This is a genomic window from Pseudarthrobacter sp. MOO14 (assembly GCF_058267675.1).
Genome location: NZ_CM177849.1, coordinates 2,546,186 through 2,569,507 on the forward strand (window position 1 = coordinate 2,546,186; position 23,322 = coordinate 2,569,507).

Below are 23,322 nucleotides of genomic sequence, written 5' to 3' on the forward strand. Positions count from 1 at the left end.
CAACGTCAGGTTGGGGTGTACGTGAGCACAACGCAAGAGGGCAAGCGTTCCCGGATAGGATCAGCGGCCCCCTACGTCGCTTGGGTTTCCGACCCCGGGCGACTCGTTGCGGGAGGCGTGCCCGGGACCGGAAGTTCAGGATGAAGCGGAAGGCTTCCGGTTCAGTTCTGTTCCTGGTGGCCGTCGATGAGGCGGTTGACCTTCCAGGGGTTTTCGTCCTGCAGTGGGGCCGGGAGGAGTTCCTGCGGAATGTTCTGGTAGGCGACGGGGCGCAGGAAGCGGTTGATGGCGAGGGTTCCAACCGATGTGGTTCGGGAGTCGGAGGTGGCGGGGAAGGGGCCACCGTGGACCATCGCGTGGCCGACTTCGACGCCGGTGGGCCAGCCGTTGATGATGATGCGACCCACCTTCTGCTCCAGTGCGGGGATGAGGGGCGCCGCGGTGGAGTAGTCCTCTTCCGTGAGTTGCAGTGATGCGGTGAGCTGACCTTCCAGCCTGCTGATAGCTTCGACCAGGTCTTGTGTGCTGGTGTAGCGGATGACCAGGGACGCTGCGCCGAAGATCTCTTCGTGCAGGACGTGGTTGGTCACGAAGTCGCGGACCTGGGTTCCAAAGATGGTGGGCGCCGGGGCGTTTCTGGTTTCCCCTTCCAGTCCCTTCCCAATCAGGTTCACCCCTGTTGCGGCGCTGAGCGCTTCGGTCCCTGCGTTCCAGGACCCGGCGATGCCTTCGGTGAGCATCGTCTGGCCGGAGCATGCGGAGACAGCACGACCGACGGCGGCAGCGAGTTTGTCCCCTGCCTCGCCTTCGGGGGCAAGGAGCAGTCCGGGGGAGGTGCAGAGCTGGCCTGAGCTGCCCGTGACAGCGGTGACGTACTGCTGTGCCAGGGCGTCGATATCGCCTTTAAGGGCGCCTTCGAACACGAACACCGGGTTCAGCGAGGACATTTCGGCGTAGACGGGGATGGGCTCGCGGCGTGCTGCGGCGGTCTTCATGAGTGCGGTGCCGGCCGCCTGTGATCCGGTAAAACCGACGGCCTTGATGGCCGGGTCGGCGACGAGGGCCTGACCAATGCTGGCGCCGGGACCGTAAACCAGTGCAAAGACGCCCGGATGCAGGCCGAAGTCTTTGACGGCCTTGACGACTGCTTGGCCCACGAGTTCACCGGTGCCGGGGTGGGCGTTGTGAGCCTTAAAAACCACTGGGCACCCGGCGGCCAGGGCTGAGGCGGTGTCACCACCGGCGGTGGAAAAGGCGAACGGGAAGTTGCTGGCACCGAACACTGCAACGGGGCCCAGCGGAATCTGGCGCTGCCGGATGTCTGCCCTGGGCAGGGGAGTGCGGTCTGGAATCGCAGGATCGATGCGCACCCCGCGGAAGTCACCCGTGCGGACAACGGTTGCGAACAGCCGCAGCTGGCCGGTGGTGCGTGCCCGTTCGCCCTGGAGCCGGGCTGCCGGAAGCCCCGTTTCCTGGCTGGCGCGGGTGATCAGTTCCTCGCCTATGGCTTCGATGTTGTCCGCGATGGCTTCAAGGAAAGCGGCGTGTGTTTCCGGATCCAGGGTGCTGAAGGAAGGGTAGGCCTCAGCGGCCGCTTCTGTGGCGGCTTTGACTTGGTCCTCGGTGAGCAGTGAGTAGGCCGGCTCGAGCTGTTCGTTGGTGGCCGGGTTAATCCCATAGGTTGTGCCGCCTGTTCCGGCGGTGGTCTTCCCTCCGATGAGGGAATGTCCGTTAAGCGTCATTGATACGTCTCCTGAAGACAATGAAGGGGTGCGGGCAGAGGCCCGGGTTGCTGGCGTCTCTTCGGCTGGCGGGTTTGCTGGCTGCCTCAGGCGTTGCCGGGGCCGAGGTGCCAGATGCCGAGGGCGGAGAGGAGCTCACGAGGGTCCCAAACCACGTATTCCTCGGCGAGCTTGTCGCTGTCGAACCGGAGGAAGGAGGCGCCGGTCACGGTGATGGACCTGCCTGTTGGGGGCACGTCCATGAATTCGCCGAGGTGGGTGCCGGTGGTTTGCCAGTGGACGGCCACTTTTGTGCCGTCCTCCACGATCTCCAGGATGTCGGTGCTGGAGTCGGGGAATGCGGTGTGCATCGCTTCGATGGTTTTGCTCAGGCTGGCGTAGTCCTCGCTGCCTGACTTGGAGCGGCGGACGTAGTCGGGTGCGAGGAGCTGTTCGAAGGCGGCAAGGTCCCCGTCGCCCCAGGCACCGTTCCACGCGGTCAGGATGGTATCGCGGCGGCTCATGATGCGCTCCTTGCAGGTTCGGTTTCCGGTGCCGCAGGGGCGGCGGGCACGGGTGCGGGGATTTCGATCGGCAGGTACTGTCCGAACTTTCCGCCCCGGAAGAGCAGGGCTTCGCCGGTTCCCTCGGTCATGTTAGTCACGGAGCCGACGACCATGTAGTGGTCGCCGACGACGACCTCTGCGGTGACGATGCAGTCGATGTAGGCGGTGGCGCCGTCCAGGTGTGGTGTTCCCAGGGGACCGGGGGTGCAGGGCAGGCCGGAGAATTTCTCCGGTCCTTTCCGTGACAGTGACCTGCAGCTGCTGATCTGGTCATCGGAAAGGATGTTTGCGGTGAACTTTTGCAGTTTGCGCAGCTTCGGCCAGCTGGAGGAGGACTTGTCCACGCAGAACATGACCAGAGGCGGATCGAGCGAGAGGGACTGAAAGGTGCCCACGACGAGACCGAGTTTTTCGTTGTCGTCGTTGATGCCGGTGATCGCGGTAACTCCTGTGGGCAGCTTCCCCAGGATCTGGCGGTATAGCGCGGGAGTGATGTCGTTGTCCGGAGTTTTTTCGGGACTTGGGGTGATATCCATATCAGTCTTCCTTGATCAAATGGATGGGGCCAGGTGGATGGATTCAGGCGGTTTCGCGGAAGCTTCCGAAGCGGCCGCCGTGGAAGATGAGCGGGGCGAGTGTCCGCTCAGCGGGTGTCATGTCCAGGACGCTGGCGATGACGACGATGTGGTCCCCGGCCGTGAACTGCTGTTCAACGCGGCAATCGAACCAGGCAAGGGAGCCGTGCAGGTGCGGGGTGCCCCACGCGGATTCGGACCAGCCGACAGAGTTGAGCTTGTCCTCTCCCTTGGCGGACAGGGCCCGGCAGACCTGCTGCTGGTCCTCGGCGAGGAGGCTGACGCTGAACGTCCCGGCGTCGGAGATTTTGGGCCAGCTGGTGGAGGAGTGCATCACGCTGAAGGTCACCAGCGCCGGTTCCATGGACAGCGAGGCGAAGGTTCCCACGATCATGCCGTTCTTGGTACCGGTCACCGGGTCGGTGGAGCAGAGGGCTGCGACACCGGTGGGCAGGTGCCGCATGACGGCGCGGTAGGTGTCGGAGTCGATGGTCCTGGGCGCAAGGGCGGTGGCGGTCATGACTGTTCCGTCAGTTCTGCGTGGACGTTGCGGCTGGCGCGCAGGCCGGATTCGATGGCGCCGTCGAAGAAGCCGGCCCAGATGTTGGCGATGTCGCCGCTGGCGAAATGCAGGGCACCTTCGCTGGCCTGCTGCGCGGCGTGGTATTTGGTGAGCTGGCCGGGGCGCTGGACCAGCCAGGTTTCCTCGGCGTAGGGGTCTTCGCCCCACTTGTGCCCGGTGACTTCGATGACTTCAAGGTCGTCGCGCCAGACCTTGATGGCTTCCTGGACCTGCTCTTTGTCGGTGACGTCGATCCGGTTCCCGTCGGCGCCGAAGCCAACGAGGACGGCGTCGGTGTCGCTGACGAACTCGGTGCGGACCACTGACAGGGGCTTGTCCTGGGCGGAGTAGGCGAAGAACGGCTTGATGGGGCCTTTGACCCGGATCCAGGCCTTGACGCCCTGGGAGGCGGTCTTTTCCCGGCTCGGAGCCAGCTTGCCCTCGGACAGGGCGGGCTGGACATCAAGCTTGTGCAGGATGTTCACCGGCAGGGTGATGACGACCTTTTTTGCCTCGATTTCCTGCCCGTCGGCGTAGAAGACGGTGGCGCCGCTGCTGTGGTGGCGGACCGCGGTGACGGGGGCTTCGAAGCGGATGTCTGCGTTGGTGTCTGCTGCGATTGCCTTGGGCAGGGTGTCGTTTCCGGCCTTGAGGCGGTAGATCGCTGAGGCTTCGTGCATGAGGTGCCAGTGCCCTGAGGCTCCGGCGGTCCAGCGCAGGGCGTTGACGTAGGCGCACTGTTCAAGGGGGGCGTTGAAGTGGCCCACCCAGGCGGCCTCGTTGGCGTTGCGCTCGTCCTCGGACAGGTCCAGCTTGTCCAGCATTTCCTGCAGGTTGTACTGATCGACCTCGGCGAGGTTCTCCACGGTCAGGGGTGCATCCGGTCGGGGCAGCCACTTCATGGTGTCTTCGAGCAGCCGGGTCATGCCCGGATCGATCAGCTCCATGAAGTCATCCAGGTTGCCGCGGCGCACTTCGTCGCCGGCCAGCCAGTAGGTTTCCTCAGAGCGCGGGCCGCGGGAGACCTCGAGTCCGTATCGGGTGACTTCGGCCCAGACGTGCGGCTGGGTCCAGTGCAGCCAGTTGCCGCCGAGCTCCAGTTTCTGGCCGAGACGGTCTTCGGTCCAGAGCCGGCCGCCAATCCGGTCCCGGGCTTCCAAGACAACGACTTTGTGGCCGCGGTTGCCGAGCTCGCGTCCGGTGATGAGGCCGGCGAGGCCGGCACCGATGACGACGACGTCAGTTTGTTCAGTCATTGAAAAATCCTTTGGTGTTGATTCCGTTGGTGCAGCGCCCTTAGCGGGCTGCGTCGCTCAGGTGCTGGGCGCGCTGTGCCGTGGCGGGGTGGCCGTCGAGGGTGTATTTCTGGCCGAAGAGCTTTTCACGCAGGGTGACCGGTGCCTGGTTTTCGTCGCGGACCGGGGCGATGATGCCCTGGGCGCGCAGTTCGGGCAGGGCGAGTTCGATGAAGTCTTCCCAGCCGCCGGGCTTGGTGGTGTAGCTAAGGTTGATGCCGTCAATGTCGGCTTCGTCGCGCCAGCGGCGCAGCTCGGCGGCGACGGTTTCAGGGGAACCGACGATGGTCGAACCGGTGCCGCCGACCGCGAGGAACTCTGCGATCTGGCGGGGGGTCCAGTCCCGGTCAGGGTCTGCCTTGGAGAACATGTCCACCATGGACTGGCCGGCCTTCGTGCCGACCGAGCGCAGGGGAGTGTCGAGCTCGTACTCGGACATGTCGATGCCGGTCCAGCCGCTGAAGCGGGCGAGGACGGCGTCGATGGGCGCGTTGTCCACGGCCTTCTGGTACTTCGCCTGGGCTTCCTCGTCGGTGGGTGCCACCACGACGGTGAGGAGGATGACGATCTTGACATCGCGGGGGTCGCGGCCGGCGTCGGCCACGGCCTGGCGGAGCTTGGCAACGGTGCGCTTGGCGCCTTCCACCGAGGTGCTCTGGATGAACACGGCTTCGGCGTGCTTGCCGCCAAATTCCATGCCGCGGGATGAGGATCCGGCCTGGAACAGCACGGGGGTCCGCTGGGGGGAGGGCTCGCAGAGGCCGAAGCCCGGAACGGTGAAGTGGTCACCGGCGTGGTTGATCGGGTGCACCTTGGCCGGATCAAGGTAGGTCGCCGATGCTGCGTCCCGGACCACGGCGTCCTCTTCGAAGGAGCTTTCCCAAAGCTTGTAGACGACGTCCATGTACTCATCGGCCATGTCGTAGCGCTCGGCCGGTGTGAGCTGCTGTTCCTTGCCGAGGTTGCGGGCGGCGGCCTCGGAGTAGGAGGTCACGATGTTCCAGCCGACACGTCCTGCGGTGAGGTGGTCCAGGGTGCTGAACTTGCGGGCGAGCAGGTACGGCGGCTCGTAGGTGGCCGAGACCGTGACGCCGAAGTTCAGGTGCTTGGTGACAGCTGCCATGCCGCTGATCAGCACGGTGGGGTCGTTGATGGGGAACTGTGCCGCATCTTTCAGGGCGGCGTCACCGTTACCGCGGTAGACGTCGTGGTAGCCGACGTTGTCGGCGAAGAAGATCCCGTCGAAGCCGGCGTTTTCCAGCATCTGGGCGATGCCGGTCCAGTACTGCAGATCGGTGTAGCGGTAGCCCTGGTCCCGTTCGTCGCGCCAGGACCCGGAGGTCAGGTGGGACGGGGCGAAGACGTCAAAAGCGAAGAGGCTCAAAGGTTCGTTTTTCATGGCAGCAGTGCTTCCTTGGACTCGTGCCGGACTATGCCGTGGAGGAGATTTCGACGTTCATTTTATGAACACTGCGTTCAGTTTGGAGTGTAAGCCACCTCACTGTCAAGGCCCTTGGGTGAAAGGGATGAAACATAACAGTCGCTATTGACAGCCAATGTGGCGCATGCCATATTTTGACCACGACGTTCGAATTTTGAACGATCTCGGGCCCTTCCAGAGGCCCCCCAATTCGCCCCAGGTGCTTCTCCGCCCGGCGGTTCCTCCATTCCAGACAGCACGATCCACAAGGAAGTCCATCGTGAATTCATCTGCAACACCGATCTCCGGACCATCGCTACGCTCGGACCAGTCCTACGATCCGCGGAAACGGCGGTTCCTGTACCGGCTGAGCGCCATCATCGCCGGCGGCATGTTCATCGACGGGTTCATTCTCGGTGGCATCGGATTGGTGATGCCCGCTCTGACCGCCGACCTAGGACTCTCCGCCGTGTGGCAGGGCCTGATCGGCGCCTCCGCTCTGATCGGCATTTTCTTCGGTGGACCCATCGGCGGTTACCTTGCCGACAAAATCGGGCGCAAGCCCATGTTCATCGTCGACCTGGCAATCTTCCTGGTCGGCTCGGCCGCCCAGTTCTTCGTTGCCGAGCCCTGGCACCTCTTTGTCATCCGCCTCGTCATGGGCATGGCAATCGGCGCCGACTACGCCATCGGCTGGCCCCTGCTGGCTGAGTTCTCACCCGCTCAGCTGCGCGGCAAACTCCTGGCCTTCCAGGAAGTTGCCTGGTACGTCGGCTACCTGCTGTCCTACGCCCTCGGGTACTTCATGTCCTCGGCAATCCACGCCGACTGGCGGATCATTCTCGGCATGAGCACCATCCCGTCCCTGATCGTCTTCCTGCTGCGTCTCGGCACTCCCGAATCCCCCCGCTGGCTGCTGAGCAAGGGGCGCGTCGAAGAGGGCATGGCCGTAGCCAAGGAATACATGGAGGAAGTCGACATCGCGGAGATGCTGAACGAAAAGCAGGGCACGACAAGCTTCGGCAAGCTGTTCTCCCCGCAGTACATCAAATCCACGGTCTTCGTCTGCATGTACTGGGTCTGCAACGTCACGCCCTACTTCGCCATCGCAACGTTCGCCCCGATCGTGCTTGAAAGCCTCGGGGTTGAAGACGGACTCGCCGGGGCCCTGCTGCTCAACGGGGTCGTCGTCGCCGGTTCCCTGCTGTCCATGTTCCTCATCGAACGCGTAGGCCGCCGCAAACTCGCCATCCCCCCGATGTGGATCGCCGCCATCGCCCTGGTCGTGATCGGCCTTTTCGCCCACGTCTCGCCCATCATCATCCTGGTCTGCTTCATGATCTTCTCCTTCTTCAACGCCGTCTCGACCGCGCTGACCGGCGTCTACCCGGGAGAGGTCTTCCCGACCGAAATCCGCGGCGCGGGCGTAGGCTTCGCAACCGCTTTCTCCCGCATCGGCGCCGCCATCGGAACCTTCATCCTTCCGATGTCCGTCGCCGGCCTGGGCGTAGGCGCCACGATGCTCATCGCCGCCGGCATCTGCGTCCTGGGCGCGGTCATTTCCCAGTACCTGGCACCCGAAACGAAGGGACTTAGCCTCGGCGCAGCCTCCGCACCCCTGGGCAAAGCCGCGGTCTCCTAACTTCACCTCCAACTACTGATGCCTGGCCGGCACCCGGCCAGGCATCAGTCATCATGACTGCCCATACACCCAGATCTGCAGAGGACCATCATGAACACGTACGTTGCACGCGGGCACTCAAGCCGACAGGTAACACCGCCCCTGACCCTCAACGACGGCGGCACCCATCCGGGCGCCTGGATCAGCCTGCGAGACTCCCTGGTCATTGACGTTCTCGCCGCGGCGGGATTCGACTGGATCTGCGTCGACAGCCAACACGGCGGCCCCGAAACATCCGAACTCCAGCCCCTGATCGAGGCCGCCCACCTGGGCGGCGTCCCCTGCCTCATCCGGGTACCGGGCCATGACACGGCCACCATCACACGCGTGCTGGACGCAGGCGCGGCCGGAATTATCTTCCCAACCGTGGAGGACGCCGCAACGGCCGCAGCATTAGGCGCCGCCACCCGCTTCGCACCGCGCGGAGCGCGCAGCTACGGGCCCACACGGCTGCGCCCCTGGCAACCCACGCCCGATCCCGGAAATCCCATGGACGACGCCCGGTGCATCCTGATGGTCGAGACAGCGGCAGGTTTGGCCAACCTCGACGACATCCTGGCCACCGGACCGGACGCCATCTTCGTCGGCCCCTACGACCTCTCCCTCAGCCTTGGCATCACCTTCGAAGAACTTACCGGCGAAGGCCTTGACGGGATCCTCGCAGATATCGCCCGCCGCTGCACCGCCGCCGGCATCACACCCGGCATCTACGCAGGCGAACTGGAGCTGGCCGACACCATGAAATCACTTGGCTTCCGCTTCATGCCCACGGCCACCGACACCGGGCTACTGGCCGCGGCAGCACACACCGCCGTCCTAGCCTCCACACCGTTGAAGGCAGAAAAAGCAGTCATCTGAACCACCAAAACCTCACCAGCCGCGCCTGCCCGCCGAGCACTGTTCTCTGATGTCACCATGCCCTGTGCGATCTGCATCCTCCTGGTGGCCCCGACTCACTCGGGCCCACCAGGAGGCTGCATTTAATGGATATGCCCAGCCCCTACCTGCAAGATCCCTCCGTGTGGCGTCCTTCATGCCAAGAAGCTCAGCCGCAGCGCGGAGCCTGGCCCGCGCCATGAAGACCGAGACGACAAGCGCCGGCGGTTCCGCAAGGACCTGATGCCCACGTTGCGGCACGCTCCTACTGAACGTCCCGTTCGAAACCACGGGGAAGAGCATAGGATGGGTTCAGACACCAGTCAGGGCGGCGTGCGCCCTGACACGCGAACCGAATCGGGGACCGGTATGGCAACGGAAACAGACGTCGACGTGCAGGCGGCAGTGGCGGATGAAGAGCAGGCGGCCGCGGCCAGCGACGCCGTGGACCTCACCAACAAGTCAGTCGTCAAGGCCACTGTCCTGCTCACTGAGCTCGGACGCCACCGCAAAGGCATCACCGTCACCGAGCTGGCGCAAGCGGCGGGAATGACCCGCCCCACCGCGTTCCGCCTGCTCCTGAGCCTGGAACAGACAGGCTTCGTCGACCGCGTGGACAACCGTTACATGCTCGGATGGCAGATGGCCCGGCTCGGTCGCCTCGCCGACCCCTACACGGGTGCCGTCGCCCGGATCCAGCCCATCCTTGACGAGTGCGCAACCACCCTCAATGAAACCATCAGCTTCGCGATGGTCCGAAGCGAAACGACGTATGACGTCATCGCCGAAGCATCCGGTTCGCGCTACCTGAATGCCTCGCACCTTTATGTGGGCGGAAATTACCCGGCCCACGCCAGCGCCACCGGCAAGCTCCTCCTGTCCGAACTCACCGATGACGAAATCGCCGCGAGCCTTCCGGACAAACTCGAGTCATTCACCACCCGGACCATCACCAACCGGAAAGCCCTCCTGAAGGAGATCCGCGACGTCCGGTCCAACGGCTATGCCGTCATTGACGAGGAACTTGAAGAAGGCCTTTTCGCCGTCGCCTACCCCGTACGTGACGATGCGGACGCGCTCATTGGCGTGCTCGCCGCCCAGGGTCCCGTCCAGCGCTTCCGGTCCGAAAAGCTGCAGGAAGCCATCGAAGCACTGCGTCAGGCTGCCGCTGAAGTGGCCAAAGCCCTCTCCTAAGCGCCGACCACACGGGACGCTTCCGCCATTGCAAGCATTGTCTCCACCGACGGGTACTTCCACTCCACATACCGCACAGGAACGCCAATTCGCTCCGCGACTACCCTGTGCGTGATCGCCCCTGGTCCATGACGCCGGGCCATTTCACTGACACAGGCAATTAGCGCCTCCGTTGTGCGCTCGTGCCTGTCCCGAATGATTTCGGCCACCGGCCGGCGGGGCTTTCGCTTCGGCAGCTGGCGCCGGTACTTCATCGTCACTCCATCAGGTCTCACGGCTTACGCCGTAACTATTGAACGTGGCGTTCATTTGGTGAACACTTATTTATTGTGTCCCCGATCACGTACCGACGCAAACGGGCGCACGACCCAGCCACAGGAAATGGAGCACAAGGATGTATCGTCACCCAATCACCACCCGCACCCGCCGCAGCGTTGTCGCGAACAGGCCCGTGCCCGACTGGTCCCAGCTCTCAAAAAATGATGCGGTACAAGTGGCCCGCAGGGACGGCACGGTAACAACCGGCCGTATCGACATGGTGGCCCTGGACCGCAAAATCTTTTGGATCATCCAGGACGGCGGACTCGGGAGGGTCATGGTCTGCAGCGCCGACCGGCCACAAGTCACCGTCATCGCCCCGGCGAAAAATACAGACTAAAGCTTGCCCTCCGACGTGAGGCGTGCCACAATCATTCTACGTTCATCTTTTGAACGTCACGTTCATTCTCAAGGAAAATGGCAGTGACCGTCGTTGAAACACAGCCGTTTCAATGACCCTGCATAGAAGGGAAGATCTCATGTCAATCTCTCTCGGCCATCGGGCCATCTTCAACGCATTCGGCCACCGCCACACCGCCATCCGGCCCGTCACTGTGGCCGCACCTTCCCCCAGGAAAGACGCAGACGTACCGTCCACAGAAGGGACAGGGGAGTTGAAGTGCTCCCCATGGGAGGGTCTCTATCTTGACCAGGCACAACCGGTAACGGAAGCGCCCCAGGCCGCGACCCACCGGGAGCTTGAGTCGTTCCTTGCCAGCCTGATGTACGGCGAGTAGGTCAAGGCCCAAGCCCTTGAGCACCCTGTTGTACACCGAAGCCGCGGCAGGATCTGTCCAGGCATCCGCAGAAGACGACTGCGACTCCAACAACTGCTTCTATTGCACCAGCCCCGAAACGGACTAAGCCGAAGCGGTATGCTGCCCCAACGACAACTTAGGAAAACCATGCAGCTCGAAGGCTCAATAGCACTGGTCACAGGCGGGGGACAAGGCATAGGCCGGGGCATCACCGAGTGCTTCCTGAACGAGGGCGCCCAGGTCGCCGTGGTCCAGAGGCGTCCGCTGGACCGGGAACTCGATAGCCATCCCGCTGTTCTCGGTATCCAAGCAGACCTCACCGACCCCGCCGTGATCCCGGCCATCATCCAGCAAACCGTTGGCCGCTTCGGTGGCATGGACGTACTGGTTAATAACGCCGGCATCATGTTCGAGCGAAGCGTCTCCGATATTCAGGCGGACGAATGGGGCCGGATGATCGCGCTGAACATGCGCGCGCCACTGTTCCTCACGCAGGCCGTCCTGCCGCACATGCGCAAACGAGGCGGCGGATCCATCATCAACATCGGTTCCATCGAAGGTCTGGCCGCCAACCCCGAGCACACCGTCTACTGCGCTTCCAAGGCCGGGATACACGGGCTAACGAAGGCCCTGGCAATCGACCTGGGCGCTGACAACATCCGCTGCAACGCCATAGCCCCGGGCTGGATTACCTCAGAACTCAGCGAAATATATTTGGCATCCCAACCAGACCCAGCCGCCGCACGCGAGGCCCTGCATGAATTGCATCCGGCCGGACGACTCGGAGAACCCGCCGACATAGGCAACCTCGCCGTCTTTCTGGCAAGCAATCGAGCAGGTTTCCTCACCGGTGGGGTCATCACCCTCGACGGCGGCAGGACAGCGAAACTGCCGCTGCCGTTCTGACCGCACCGCCCACCACCGACGACAAGGAAACACCACAGAACGATGAGCGCCGAAGCACAAATTCTCCGTTCCCTAAGCACCCTTTCCTTCCCGTTCCTCGTCGAGAAAGCAACAGCGGTCAATGGATCTAAACCAAAAGATGCCACCGATAACGCATTGACGATCAACGCAAGCCTGGTCGACCTCGGATTCTGGGAGTGCTCTCCAGGCAGCTTCAAGACTGCCCGCAATGGCGTCAATGAAGTGATCTTCGTGCTCGAGGGCAAAGGCACTCTCGTTTCGGATACCGGTGAACGGGTGGACCACAAAGCCGGCGATATCGTGCTAATTCCGAATGGCTGGAGCGGTGTATGGGAGATTCACGAGCACTTCAAGAAGCAGTACGTCAGCATGTCCGTTTAAGCCGCCCCTGTCCTGCAGCTGCGCACTTGGCCGGGGTCATTTGCGAGCAAACCAGGAGCATAAAGGTTGGATCGCAGCCCTAAAGCCAGGTCCCCTCAAACGCCGATAATGGAGATTTCGTCAAGAAGTGACCACTCAAATGGTTCAGCATTTGCAGGTCTCTGAGCGTGGACTGGTCCCAGCTGTATGCACAACTCCGGCCTTTCCAGGGCGAGGGGTCTTCGGCGACGCAGCGCGCCAGCGCTGACCCCATAGGGTCAGCTGCCGGCCTCCGCCTGCGCCAATCGGGCGTTAAGCCTGTCCACCTCGTCGAGTACTTCCGTGGCCGCCCAGGCACGGTTCCTCAGTGAGGTGGTGATCTGGGTGATGACCCCGGCCGTGGTCAAACGCTCCAAGGCGCCGTAGACGGACCTCTCCTCGACGCCGGCGACGTATGCGGCGCTATGCGCTTCGAAGACGGGCCGTTCCAGCAGCCACGGGATGATCTTCGCATCCGCGGAGTTCTTTCTGGGACGGGCAAGCTCCAACCACATGGCCGGCAGGGCGTCCAAGGCTTTGACGGACTCCGCTGCCGCTTCCGATGCGTGGACGGCACACCTGGCCAGGTACAGGACGAACGGATCAGCCACACCGTTGCGGTAGTTGTTGACCAAGGCGAAGTACCTGTCCACATCAGCGACCATGGCTGAGGCGATAGGGGTGACAGTGTTTCTCGTCAGGCGCCGGCGCCGCGAGATCGCGCCGATCAGGGCCCGGCCGATGCGGCCGTTGCCGTCGGTGAAAGGGTGGATGGATTCGAATTGGGCGTGGGCGATCGCTGCCTGGGCCATGATCGGAACGTCGGTCCGGTTGCAGAAGGCCATCAGGTCGGCCATGAGACCTGGCACCCGCTCCGGCGGAGGGGGGACGTGGATGGCGCCGCGCGGCGAATAGTCACTGCCTCCGATCCAGTTCTGCATATCCCGGATCTTGCCCGCATAGGCCGCATCGACCGGATCATCCTTCATCAGTGCACGATGGGCTGCGAGTATGGCCTCCATCCTGATCTCGCCCGTCGTTCCTGCGTCAGTAATCATCATCTGTACAGCTTCGGCAGCGGCAACCATGGACTTGGCGTTGTCACTTGCCCTGAGCCCGATCATGGCCTTGGCATAGTCGTTCCGGTTGGCGTCTACCTGTTCGATTTTTGATGAGGACACCGCCTCGCTGCGCAGCAGAAACCCGCTGATGGCAGCCATCCTGGAACCTGCCGTTACGTCAAGTGAAGCGACAGCGACAGCGGCCTCTTCCAAGGCAACGATCGTCTCCCGTCCCGGCTCGAACCAGCACTCTGCGATCTTTGGAGGCACAGACACCATGACTTCGGTGAATTCACGGTCCTCCCGCGGCGGCCTGCCCTGAGATTTCCAAGGCATAACCAAGCTGCCATGTGTCGGCCAATCGCCCATGACGTCCTCCCAGAAACCCTGAACAGGCAAACTCTTATTCAGATTTTAGCAAGCAAGTATGAATACTGCCCTGCTTATTCATGAATGAGCGCGAGTTGCGGCACCGACGACGACCACGGGGATTACAACGGCGGTGGCCACCACGGTAGCGATGACAAGGGCGGTGGCCACCACGGTAGCGATGACAAGGGCGGTGGCCACCACGGTAGCGATGACGACGGTAGTAAAGGCGTCGGTGCTCGGACCCCCTTCACTCAGGACCAGGGCAGCGGCCGTGCGCGCCTGCGCCGGTTTTCGGCCCTTAAGCATGCCGCGGCAGCGGTCCGCACCGCCCGCACGCGTTCCGCATGCCTAGCAGTTGGCCTGAGGTACGGACGCTGGCGTCAGAATAGTGCGGAATTCCGTTTTATAGACAGTGGTTCTTCATGTTCTCAGATCCCACCCTGACAGTCGGAGGAGCAGAAGATCCGAGTGGGTAGTAGTCGTAATAGCCCAACGAATGTTGGTTTTTGATGAATTGACCTGGCAAGGGGTGGCTGTGTCACATGTTGGGACCGGGCGGGCGTCTGAAACAAGCCATGGCTCCGCTCACGCGCGGAGTCCTCCCTTGTCAGACGCCCGGGACGTCAGCTTGGGGTGTAGCTCGAGCTGAGAGGGTCTCAGGGGAACGGACGCGAAAAAGCTGTCTCAGGTACTTCTATTTGCGGGTGTCAGCGTTATCGTGGTGCTCCGGATTTTGCGGACTCGTGGTGCGGAAGTCGTGCTTGACATCGCCATTATCTGCATTCACTCTTAGGCGCGGCACCACTTTGTCGGTTCTGGTACTCCTGGCGCAGCCTCCTGCTCAAGGGGGGGTAAGCAGGGGGCTGCGGGTCATTGGGTGTTGTGCGTGCTGGCCGGCGAGGCCGTAGGTGCCAGCCGGGTCGGGCCGGATGGTGATGGTTTGTAGGTCCTCATCAAGGAATGTCGTGGATCCTGTCTCGGGCGATTGCGAATGGTTCAACGCCCCTAGGAGAGTTCCATGAAAGAGCCCACGTTGCCGGGTTTCGGAAGCCTGGTATGGTGCCGGATGCGATAAGGTCACCCGGTGGGAGGAGTAAGCCGGCGCCGGAGCTCGGAGGCATAGTCGCTGTAGGCCGCGGCGACGTCTTCAAGGTCAACCATCGGAGGGAAGTCAACGACCGACTGGTGCTCGGCCATGAACTGCAGCGTTTCTTCAATAATCTTCTGCTCGTCACGGTTTCCCAAGCCGATTTCCTCGAGAAAGTCGGGATTTAAGCGGACGAGAGACTCCACGGTTTGTCCCTCCGCGTCAGCCCGCACCAAGTACTCGTTCGCGTTTACAAGTTTTATCTTGAACGAATTATCCACAGGCTCCGTCCCTTCCGCTCCCAGACAACGCCTAGCCCTCCTACTCTTGGGCTGTCATCGCTGTCCCAACTGTGCCTGAGCCGACTTATTCCTGGTCAGCAACGGTGTGGTCTTTCCGTTCCGCCCAGACGTTCCCTTCGTCGTCGCGCTCTATCTCTATGTCCATGAGCTGTTGCACGGCTGAGGCTTCAGCATCATCGTTTTTGTGAATGATGGGCATGTCGATCGGACTTCTATCAGGCGGTCCAAACAGGTTCATTATTAGTCGCTCCAGCGAATTCGTAAACCTGCCGCGAGGTGCGAGTTCTCGATGTGAAACATTTTGTCCGCCTTGTTTATGTTTCGGATATCTTGGTGCCCCAAGCTCCTCCAGAGGCATTACTGAGAGGGCCGGTTCATGGTGAAGGTTCGAAGTGCCACTGGCGGCATCGACGCCCTCGAGCGACACCTGGTTCAGGTCATCCGAACCATCGCGATGGGCCCTGCTGCCCGGGCTTTACTGGCTTCGTGGTTGATGGAAGCCGTGTGGTGTGGTCCTTGAACAGAGCTGTTGCGGCACATTCCCGTGCATCTCGGATGCCAGCAATCGCCGAGTTCCGATTCGAATACACACCGGACACTGCCAGTACTTCACCGGCTGGGGAGAGTAGTCTGAACTCAAAATCCCTGGGGTCTGTTAGCAAGAGTTCGAACGTGCCGGCTCTGGCTGCGCTTGTCCTTGTGACGGGTGCTTGATTTGTTGTTTCAACTGGACTGACCGGACGGAGTTTGAGGTCTTCTGTTTCCGGGGCCCGATCCGCGCCTTCGGCCGGGTCCTGGGAGTGGGAGCGTATTTCGGGATATTCCCGGGAGTTATCTCCCTCAGCCGGTGCCTCGCTGTGCACCCGTATATTGTCTGTACTTGAATTTCCCATTTTGGAGCCTCTCTTCCCTGTACGGGTACCTACTTGCGAGGTCATGCTGTGGAGTCAGTTTCCGCTGCCTTTTGTCTTCCGGGCTGTTGATCAGAGGGGGGGCCACATGCCGTCGGGGAGATCAGGTTCGTCGCCGACGAGAAAGTAGGTGCTTGTTCCTATCAGGAGGAAGCCCAGGACGCCGACTGCCGTCACCTGCGAGGCGATTCCTGCGATGAGCAACACAACGCCGATCACGCACGCCATGACGGCGAAGTAGGTAGTGGCCCCAAATCGTCGATCGATCAACCCGGAAGATAGTTCCTCGGCCAGACGCGGGTCCTTGGTGACCAGGTCGAGTTCCAGTTCGTCGAGCAGTTTCTGCTCTTTGTCTGACAAAGGCATCTGACGCCTCCCCTGATACCGCTGCCGGGCCTTTTGAAGGGCCCTGCAGCTCAGCCTTTCAAGTAGCATGTGAGCCGTTGAAGGATTCTAAATCTAACATTTCAAATGTTAGTAATCTGACCATAGGAGGGTTCCTGGGGGAAGTCAAGGACTCTCCTCCAGACAGGGCTCACGGTTTTCTTTGATCAGGGTGCACAGGACTGCTGCTTCACTGATGGCAGGTTCCCTCGTCGCCGTCAACAGCGTTAGTGGCCGGTGTTCGGCCAGGACGCGGAGGCGTTCAAGGACATCGGCAGCTTCGGGCACCCGAAGTTCGGACTGGTATCGCCGGTTGAACTCCTCAACAAGCCCGGGATCGTGGCCGTACCATCGGCGTAGCTCATCCGACGGGGCTATGGCTCTGCACCATTCGTCGAGGTGTGCCTTTTCTTTGCTAAGGCCCCGTGGCCAAAGCCGGTCCACAAGGATACGGTACCCATCTGTGTCGAGGGGTTCTTCATAGATTCGTCGTACTTTCACTTCATGAGCAACCATTGGTTTTCTCCGTTGTGCGGGTTGTGGTGGAGTTAAGTGGGGTGTGCCTTACTGGTGCAGGAAGCGGGGCTGGGGCAAGTCGGGCTTCCTTTGCTGGAGTCGCGCAGGGCGAGGGCGGCCTGGATAAGGGATGCATGAGTCAGAGCCTGCGGGAAGTTTCCAAGGAAACCTCCTGTCATGGGGTCGATTTCTTCGCTGTAGAGTCCGACGGGGTTGGCGTGCTCGAGGAGTGCTTTGAAAAGTTCTGTCGCCTCGTGGCCTCTTCCCGTGAGGGCGAGGGCTTGGACGAGCCAGAAGGAGCAGGGCAGGAAGGCCCCTTCCTTTCCAGGGAGTCCGTCCTGGCCCGGAGGGTACCGGTACAGGAAGGGAAAGCCGGCAGAGAGCTCTTCGCTGACCGCATCCACTGTTCCTTTAACTCGGTTAGAGCCGGGGTCCTCGAACTCCGTGACCGGAAGGAGCAGCAGCGCAGCATCCAAGTCAGAGGATCCGTAGGTGCGGGTGTAGGTGTTTTTGACCGGATCAAAGCCTTTTGCCCTGATCGCCTCGGCAAGATCGAGCCTTGCCTTTTGCCAGCGCTTCCGTTGCCGCGCTCCGAGGCGGTGGGTTCGTCCGATCCGCAGGGCCCTGTCGAGGGCCAGCCAGCCCATTATCTTGGAATGCACGTGGTGGGCGGCGTCATCGCGGATTTCCCAGATCCCTGCGTCTGGGTCCTGCCAGCGCATTGCTACCAGGTCCGCGAAGCCTCGCATCGCCCGCCAGGTCTCTGAGTACAGACGGTGGCCGCTTTTGACGAGGACCCAGGCGGCGTCCAGGACCCAACCATAGCCGTCGAGCTGGTGCTGGCCAGCGGCACCATTGCCGGTGCGGACGGGCGTGCTCCCGGCGAATCCGGGCCAATCTGGAAGGCTACGTTCCGCCGGGACATGTCCTCCGGCAAGTGTTAGCAGTGATGGCAAGCGGGGGCGTTCGAGCCGGCTGGCGTGCAGCAGCCAGCCGAAGAATTTTCGTGCTTCAGGTGTTTTGCCTACAGCGAGGAATGCACCCACCCCTATGCTGGCGTCCCGTGGCCAGGCGTACCGGTAGTCCCAGTTGCGGACCCCGCCGGGGTCCTCAGGAAGGGATGTGGTCGGGGCGGCCACTGGCGCGCCGGAAGGCGAGTACGTAAGCAGTTGGAGGGTGAGCAGGCTGCGTAGAACCGTTTCCCGGAAAGGTATCCCCTCATCGATGTCTTCCGTCCACGCACGCCATTTTGCTTCGTCGGCTTCGACGAGGGCCCAAGCCGTTGATGGGTCCACGTGGATCAGGGGTTCCCCATAGGCGATGGCCAATACCAGGGTCAGAGGACGATCTGGGTGAACTGTGACGTGTGTCGCCCGGCCCGGTTCCACGCTCAATTCCTGGCTGCATCCCAGGGACAGGGCCAGTGGGCCCCAGTCGCAGACGAGATTGGGTCCCCGGCGAATGTGGGGACGACGATGCTGTTCGCCCAGCCGCGGATTGTAATTAATGACAGCGGGCACGGGGCACCCCGTGGCGCTGAGTCTTCGGATGAGTAACGTGGTGGGCAGAAATTGGCCAGCCACTTCGGCGATCATGGCCTCGGTGAGGATGAGTTGACCCTGACCGATTGACCACACGGTTTCCAGGGTGGCGCTGTGGTGACGGTACGTGCGGGTAGCCGACTGTGCCTGCTCGGATGGGCCGGCCAGAAACGAGCCGGCCTGTGCGCCACCCAAGAGCGCGCCAAAGACCGGTGTGCCGTCAAAGGCCGGGACGCAGAGCCAGTCCACAGAACCTCGAGCGGAAACCAAGGCTGCCGTACGCGTGTCACCGACCAGCCCGTAGTCGGCGATGGGGGAAGGCTGCCACGGCGTGGTGTGGTGGTGGCTTGACATTGTTACTTCCTGTTCGGCAGTCTCGTGCAGACGCCACCCAGTCACGCGGTCCTTAACAGGACTCCGAGGACTGCTCCGTAGAGAAGGTGGGCGACGACCGTGATGACCGGGGTTTGTATGCCGTAATTCAGGGCAAGCAGGCCTGGAGGTTCCAGAACGGCCCTATTGGCAGGTCCGGCCCTGGTCGATGCCATTCTGGGGTGGACCCCCGGCAGCAGCGGCAGGATCACTGTCAAAGCTACGGCGACGTGAAAGAGTCCAAGAAGCGCACCTGTCCACCAGGTTGCCGAGCCAAGAAGCGCGAACGCGGCAGCGTAGCCCAAGGCAAAAACCTGACCTACGGCCAAGTGGATGAGGAATCCGGCGACCCGGGCCCGATCAGGATCAGGAGTCAGGATCGTGCCGAGCACCAGGGGGAGGTCCAGTCGCGTCCAGCCGGCCATTTGGGCTGTGATCATCACGGCCGTCAGCCCACCCGTGGCCAACAGCCCGAAAAGGGCCCACCCGGACCAGTCCATGTCAACAGCCGCCGTGTCGACCACGCAGGAGCCAGGAAAGCATGCTTGGCACTTTCGGCCCTGCTGTCGCCCAGGGGACCGAGTCCCTTCCTGGCCCTGGCCGCGGTGTGCCTGGGGACCTGTGGGCAACCGTGTGCGGAACCATGTTCCGCCTCCTTCCGTGTACCTGCTCGAAGAGCTCTGCCTGGGCTTCCCGTGCGGGGTTGTTTGATCTTCTTTAAAAGCGGTTGCTGACGGCAGGTGGCTCTTCGGGCAACTCGTGCGGTTGCCGGGCCAGGTAGCGGAGGAAGAGCATATCTCCGCAGCGGAGCACGTGTTGAAGACGCATTCGTCGAGGGGGTAGGTTTTCCTGCGAGCTGGCAGCTATACGGGCGCCGGGACCTGCTGTCAACAAAGGGCTGACCGACAGGCAGAGCTCATCAACCCGCGCGGCCTGTTGGAATGTTCCGAACAGGCGGGGTCCTCCCTCGGAGTGGATCCGCGAATGACCGCGCCGCTCTAATTCCTGGATCAGAAGGTCCACATTCAAGCGCCGCTGCCCGCAGGCGACGACCTCGGCGACTTTCTCCAATGCTTTTCTCCTCACCCTGTTGGCCTCGGCCGTGGTGATCACCAGGGGTGGCTCCTGCGCTGTCGTGAAGAAGGGCAGGTCAGGGTTTATCCGCAGGCTGCCGGAGACGACGGCCAGGGTTGGTTGTGGGCTTCTACCTTGGCTTTGACGCCATTCCACGCCGGCCGTGCCGATCAGATCCCTTGAATACCCCTCAGTCCTGACCGTGCCTGCGCCGAGGAGAAGAACGTCTGCGGTGCGGCGCATCAGGACCATGATTCGACGGTCCGCTGCGTTGCCCAAACCTCCCGAGCGGCCGTTCAGGGTGGCTGCACCGTCCAGGCTGGAGATAAAGTTGAAGCTCACGCGGGTGCTCTGAGCTGGCGGCTGGGTGTACCAGCTCAGGAGTTGGGCGTCAGTGGCGCCCCTGATCGGGCTGGGAATCAATCGGTCGATCACGGCTGGCCCCCTGTATGGCAAGACTGGGCACTGGTTATGTTGTGATGGAGCGAGAGTGGCTGCCGCCAACCCAAGACTGCCTCTGTGAGGTGCAGCGCTGATATGGCAGGGGCAACGTTATGCATTCGAAGGATACGTGCCCCTTTCAGTACGCAGATGACTGCTGCTGCCAGAGATCCTTCGAGCCGTTCATGGCTGCCCTTGCCCAGTGTCTCGCCGATGAAGTCCTTGTTCGACACTGACGCCAGGACGGGGAAACCCAAAGCCGCGATGAGATCAAGCCGGCGGGTGAGTTCCAGCGAATGAAGGGTGTTCTTGTTCAAATCGTGCCCAGGATCAATGATGATTTGTTCCTCTGCGACACCGAGGTCAACGGCCTGATCGACTTTCCGTCTCAGGAAGTCGCGGACATCCTGAACGATGTCCCGATAGCGAGGTCCCGGCCAGGGCGTCCTTGGCGGGGCGAGGCTGTGCGTGATGACCAGGTGGGCCTTTGACCCTGCGATGACAGCAGCCATGTCCGGATTTCTCAGCCCGGAGGTGTCATTAATAACGTTCGCGCCTGCTTCGATGCTCAGTGCGGCCACCTCCGGATTGAACGTATCGGCGGAGAGGATCGTGTCTGACTGGCCACGGATCGCCTCGATGACAGGAATGACACGGTCTGCTTCCTCTCCTGTCGTCAAGGGCCTGCCTGGGGCGAAGGGCTGGCCACCGATGTCTATCCAGTCGGCTCCTGCCGCCACCGCCTCCAGGCCAGCGTGCACGGCAGCTTCAAGGTCGAAGGTTCGTCCTGCGTCGTAGAACGAATCAGGGGTTCGGTTGATGATGGCCATAAGGGCGGTCTGCCTGCGGAAATCCATGATTCTGGCGCCGAAGCAATGCACGGGGTGAAGGAGCGCCGGCGAGTAGGCGATATCCGGGCACGCCCCATGCCCAGCCGCTTCCGGCTTTTCCCCTGCCAAGGGCACAGCCGACGTCATGACAACTCTCGAAGCTGAACGTCAGCATCCCTGAGCTGCAGCGTCTGGACTTCCTGTCCGCTGGATATCAGGAACTTTATGTCGTCTTGAACATCCCAGACGTTAACGCTCATTCCCGCCACGACCCTTCCCTTGGTGGATGACATAGGGATGAGCCAGAACGCTATGAACTTGTGTGCCGCCGGGTCTCCCCTCAGGATCATCTTCGCGTCGGGCGTCAGCGAGGAGTAGCCCGAGTACTCCATCCCCAGGTCGAACTGGTCAGTATAGAAGTATGGAACCTCATCCAACGCGGCCGGCATACCCATCATCGTCCTGGCGGCTACTTTGCCGCCGTTGATGGCGTTTGCCCAATGCTCGCTCCGAAGATGGCTGCCCGTGAAAGGGTGAAAGGCGTTTGCCACGTCACCGGCTGCGAGGATCCGCGGGTCGTCGGTCCGTAATGACGAGTCTGTGAGAATACCATTGTCAATGCTTAGCCCGGCGGCTTCTGCAAGCAGCGTGTTGGGGTTGACCCCAATAGCGACGACCACCAGGTTAGCAGGCAGATACTGGCCGCTGCCGGTGATGACGCCCGCGGCTCTGCCGCTGCCTTCAACAATCTCCGTGACGGCGGTATCGGTGGTGAAAACAACACCGGCCTCTTTGTGCCGTTCCATGAAAACTGTCCCCAGTTCCGGGCCAATCGCGGCCTGCAAGGGGACCTTATCCCTGCCCACTACCGTGACTTCGGCTCCCATGGTCCTCGCCGTCGCTGCGACTTCCATGCCGATCCAGCCCGAACCGATCAGAACCACCTGGCACCGTTTTTGTCCTGTACGCAGCCGGCGCAGTTCATCCCTGAGGTGTCGGCTGTCTTCCAGGGTGCGTAGGTAATGAACGCCCGGCAGGCCGGATCCCGGAACGCCGAGGGTACGGGGGGATGCACCCGTTGCCAGGAGGAGCTGGTCAAATTCAAGCACTTGGCCCTGCGCCAAGGTGATGATCGACGCGTCCCGATCGATGGCTACTGCTGTTTCGCCGAGCAGCACCTCGATGCCGTGTTTGCTGTAATCCTCCACGGTATACGGCAGGAGGGCAGCCTCTTCGTCACGGCCTGCCAAAAAATCCTTCGACAGCGGCGGACGCAGATACGGGTACCGATTCTCCTGGCACACGACAGTGATGGTTCCTGGGAAACCTTCGGCGCGGAGAGTTTGCGCTGCCGTGGCCCCGGCAAGGCCACCACCAATGATTACTACGTCTCTCATCATGACTCTTTCCTCCTGTTCCCGAGCGCGACAGGCCGGGCACCTGTCCTACCTGGTAAAGAAGCGGTCAGACAAAGGTCCCGGTACCGCAAGCTCCCCCCGGAAGGCCACCGTGGTCGTGGTTGTTCCGGCCACCTGCACGCCGCGCAAGGACATGCACAGGTGCTCGGCTTCCAGAACGACTCCCGCGCCGCGGGCATCCAACGTGTCCATCAGCCATTGGACCGTTTGCACAGTGAGTCGTTCCTGAACCTGCAGATCCCGGGCGAACATTTCCAAACCACGGGCAAGTTTTGACAGTCCTATTAGCCTGCTGCCCGGAAGATATCCGATGTGGGCGACGCCCCGGAATGGCAACAGATGGTGCTGGCACAGCGAATGAAAAGGAATGTTCTTTACAATCACCAACTCCGAGTACCCCTCACTGTTCGGAAAAGTGGTCCACGAAGCGGGCCGGGCGGTAAGCATCTCGGCAAACGCCTGCGCCACCCTCCGCGGAGTTTCCGACAAATGGGGATCCGAAACGTCCCGGCCCAGCGAAACCAGCAAGTCTGTGACGGCTGCGCGGGCCCCTTCCAGGTCAATTCCCGTCGGTGCTGTCCGTTCAAGATCGAGCCGGTCGAGTTCACCAACCGGCGCGGAGTACACGCTTTGCCGTGTGGAGTACTCAGATAACATGGCGCCCTCTCTAAAGTCGGCTACTTTGAATTTAGAGCGTATAATATTTTCCGTCAAGCTCCTC

26 protein-coding genes are annotated in these 23,322 nt (G+C 62.0%); 7 read left to right on the forward strand and 19 right to left on the reverse strand.

Annotated features, from left to right (window positions below):
* Positions 1 to 161: 161 nt before the first annotated feature.
* The 6 genes from AC4EEV_RS11840 to AC4EEV_RS11865 all read right to left on the reverse strand — a co-directional run bounded on the left by AC4EEV_RS11840 (position 162) and on the right by AC4EEV_RS11865 (position 6,118).
* Positions 162 to 1,742, reverse strand: a complete 1,581-nt coding sequence (locus AC4EEV_RS11840) for an aldehyde dehydrogenase (NADP(+)) (RefSeq protein WP_491329016.1) — start codon at positions 1,740 to 1,742, stop codon at positions 162 to 164.
* 86 nt (positions 1,743 to 1,828) lie between these two features.
* Positions 1,829 to 2,245, reverse strand: a complete 417-nt coding sequence (locus AC4EEV_RS11845) for an ester cyclase (protein ID WP_491329017.1) — start codon at positions 2,243 to 2,245, stop codon at positions 1,829 to 1,831.
* Positions 2,242 to 2,823, reverse strand: a complete 582-nt coding sequence (locus AC4EEV_RS11850) for a flavin reductase family protein (protein ID WP_491329018.1) — start codon at positions 2,821 to 2,823, stop codon at positions 2,242 to 2,244. The genes AC4EEV_RS11845 and AC4EEV_RS11850 overlap by 4 nt, the downstream gene beginning before the upstream one ends.
* A gap of 43 nt (positions 2,824 to 2,866) precedes the next feature.
* Complete coding sequence (locus AC4EEV_RS11855; protein WP_491329019.1) at positions 2,867 to 3,382, reverse strand: flavin reductase family protein; 516 nt, start codon at positions 3,380 to 3,382, stop codon at positions 2,867 to 2,869.
* A complete protein-coding gene (locus AC4EEV_RS11860; RefSeq protein WP_491329020.1) occupies positions 3,379 to 4,680 on the reverse strand; it encodes a flavin monoamine oxidase family protein in 1,302 nt (433 codons plus the stop codon). The genes AC4EEV_RS11855 and AC4EEV_RS11860 overlap by 4 nt, the downstream gene beginning before the upstream one ends.
* Before the next feature lie 40 nt (positions 4,681 to 4,720).
* Positions 4,721 to 6,118 carry an LLM class flavin-dependent oxidoreductase gene (locus AC4EEV_RS11865; RefSeq protein WP_491329021.1) on the reverse strand — a complete coding sequence of 466 codons (1,398 nt, stop codon included), beginning with the start codon at positions 6,116 to 6,118 and terminating at the stop codon, positions 4,721 to 4,723.
* 301 nt (positions 6,119 to 6,419) lie between these two features.
* On the opposite strand from AC4EEV_RS11865, the gene AC4EEV_RS11870 reads away from it, so the two are divergent.
* The 7 genes from AC4EEV_RS11870 (at position 6,420) to AC4EEV_RS11900 (ending at position 12,274) form a co-directional block, all read left to right on the forward strand.
* Positions 6,420 to 7,781 (forward strand): MFS transporter, encoded by a 1,362-nt coding sequence (locus AC4EEV_RS11870; RefSeq protein ID WP_486416342.1) that lies wholly within the window; start codon positions 6,420 to 6,422, stop codon positions 7,779 to 7,781.
* Positions 7,782 to 7,871: 90 nt separating this feature from the next.
* Positions 7,872 to 8,678, forward strand: coding sequence for an HpcH/HpaI aldolase family protein (locus tag AC4EEV_RS11875; RefSeq protein WP_491329022.1), 807 nt, complete (start codon positions 7,872 to 7,874; stop codon positions 8,676 to 8,678).
* Between the two features lie 387 nt (positions 8,679 to 9,065).
* Positions 9,066 to 9,890, forward strand: a complete 825-nt coding sequence (locus AC4EEV_RS11880; protein WP_486416344.1) for an IclR family transcriptional regulator — start codon at positions 9,066 to 9,068, stop codon at positions 9,888 to 9,890.
* Between the two features lie 394 nt (positions 9,891 to 10,284).
* Positions 10,285 to 10,548: a hypothetical protein gene (locus AC4EEV_RS11885; RefSeq protein WP_491329023.1), complete on the forward strand. Its 264-nt coding sequence runs from the start codon at positions 10,285 to 10,287 to the stop codon at positions 10,546 to 10,548.
* A gap of 139 nt (positions 10,549 to 10,687) precedes the next feature.
* On the forward strand, positions 10,688 to 10,945 hold the full coding sequence (locus AC4EEV_RS11890) for a hypothetical protein (protein WP_486416345.1): 258 nt from the start codon (positions 10,688 to 10,690) through the stop codon (positions 10,943 to 10,945).
* 168 nt (positions 10,946 to 11,113) lie between these two features.
* Entirely contained in the window at positions 11,114 to 11,872 is a 759-nt protein-coding gene (locus tag AC4EEV_RS11895) for an SDR family NAD(P)-dependent oxidoreductase (protein WP_491329024.1), read from the forward strand.
* 42 nt (positions 11,873 to 11,914) lie between these two features.
* Entirely contained in the window at positions 11,915 to 12,274 is a 360-nt protein-coding gene (locus AC4EEV_RS11900; RefSeq protein ID WP_491329025.1) for a cupin domain-containing protein, read from the forward strand.
* Positions 12,275 to 12,531: 257 nt separating this feature from the next.
* Here AC4EEV_RS11900 and AC4EEV_RS11905 read toward each other — a convergent pair whose 3' ends face one another.
* The 13 genes from AC4EEV_RS11905 to folE all read right to left on the reverse strand — a co-directional run bounded on the left by AC4EEV_RS11905 (position 12,532) and on the right by folE (position 23,315).
* Positions 12,532 to 13,689, reverse strand: a complete 1,158-nt coding sequence (locus tag AC4EEV_RS11905) for a Fic family protein (RefSeq protein ID WP_491329026.1) — start codon at positions 13,687 to 13,689, stop codon at positions 12,532 to 12,534.
* Between the two features lie 111 nt (positions 13,690 to 13,800).
* A complete protein-coding gene (locus tag AC4EEV_RS11910; protein WP_491329027.1) occupies positions 13,801 to 14,031 on the reverse strand; it encodes a hypothetical protein in 231 nt (76 codons plus the stop codon).
* Between the two features lie 771 nt (positions 14,032 to 14,802).
* Positions 14,803 to 15,093 (reverse strand): hypothetical protein, encoded by a 291-nt coding sequence (locus AC4EEV_RS11915; RefSeq protein ID WP_491329028.1) that lies wholly within the window; start codon positions 15,091 to 15,093, stop codon positions 14,803 to 14,805.
* A gap of 85 nt (positions 15,094 to 15,178) precedes the next feature.
* Positions 15,179 to 15,352, reverse strand: a complete 174-nt coding sequence (locus tag AC4EEV_RS11920; RefSeq protein WP_491329029.1) for a hypothetical protein — start codon at positions 15,350 to 15,352, stop codon at positions 15,179 to 15,181.
* Between the two features lie 199 nt (positions 15,353 to 15,551).
* Positions 15,552 to 16,052: a YegP family protein gene (locus AC4EEV_RS11925; RefSeq protein ID WP_491329030.1), complete on the reverse strand. Its 501-nt coding sequence runs from the start codon at positions 16,050 to 16,052 to the stop codon at positions 15,552 to 15,554.
* A gap of 45 nt (positions 16,053 to 16,097) precedes the next feature.
* Positions 16,098 to 16,391 carry a DUF3040 domain-containing protein gene (locus AC4EEV_RS11930; protein ID WP_491329031.1) on the reverse strand — a complete coding sequence of 98 codons (294 nt, stop codon included), beginning with the start codon at positions 16,389 to 16,391 and terminating at the stop codon, positions 16,098 to 16,100.
* 144 nt (positions 16,392 to 16,535) lie between these two features.
* The gene (locus tag AC4EEV_RS11935; protein ID WP_491329032.1) at positions 16,536 to 16,925 is read right to left on the reverse strand and encodes a DUF488 domain-containing protein; all 390 of its coding nucleotides are present in this window, start codon (positions 16,923 to 16,925) and stop codon (positions 16,536 to 16,538) included.
* Positions 16,926 to 16,957: 32 nt separating this feature from the next.
* Positions 16,958 to 18,820 carry a glycoside hydrolase family 15 protein gene (locus AC4EEV_RS11940; RefSeq protein ID WP_491329033.1) on the reverse strand — a complete coding sequence of 621 codons (1,863 nt, stop codon included), beginning with the start codon at positions 18,818 to 18,820 and terminating at the stop codon, positions 16,958 to 16,960.
* A gap of 41 nt (positions 18,821 to 18,861) precedes the next feature.
* Positions 18,862 to 19,338 carry a hypothetical protein gene (locus tag AC4EEV_RS11945; protein ID WP_491329034.1) on the reverse strand — a complete coding sequence of 159 codons (477 nt, stop codon included), beginning with the start codon at positions 19,336 to 19,338 and terminating at the stop codon, positions 18,862 to 18,864.
* Between the two features lie 217 nt (positions 19,339 to 19,555).
* Entirely contained in the window at positions 19,556 to 20,254 is a 699-nt protein-coding gene (locus tag AC4EEV_RS11950) for a pyrimidine reductase family protein (RefSeq protein ID WP_491329035.1), read from the reverse strand.
* Between the two features lie 89 nt (positions 20,255 to 20,343).
* Positions 20,344 to 21,330: a dihydropteroate synthase gene (gene folP / locus AC4EEV_RS11955; protein ID WP_476741538.1), complete on the reverse strand. Its 987-nt coding sequence runs from the start codon at positions 21,328 to 21,330 to the stop codon at positions 20,344 to 20,346.
* Positions 21,327 to 22,583: an NAD(P)/FAD-dependent oxidoreductase gene (locus tag AC4EEV_RS11960; RefSeq protein WP_491329036.1), complete on the reverse strand. Its 1,257-nt coding sequence runs from the start codon at positions 22,581 to 22,583 to the stop codon at positions 21,327 to 21,329. Before AC4EEV_RS11960 ends, folP begins: the two co-directional genes overlap by 4 nt.
* A 45-nt stretch (positions 22,584 to 22,628) precedes the next feature.
* Positions 22,629 to 23,315, reverse strand: a complete 687-nt coding sequence (gene folE / locus AC4EEV_RS11965) for a GTP cyclohydrolase I (RefSeq protein ID WP_476741540.1) — start codon at positions 23,313 to 23,315, stop codon at positions 22,629 to 22,631.
* Positions 23,316 to 23,322 lie beyond the last annotated feature (7 nt).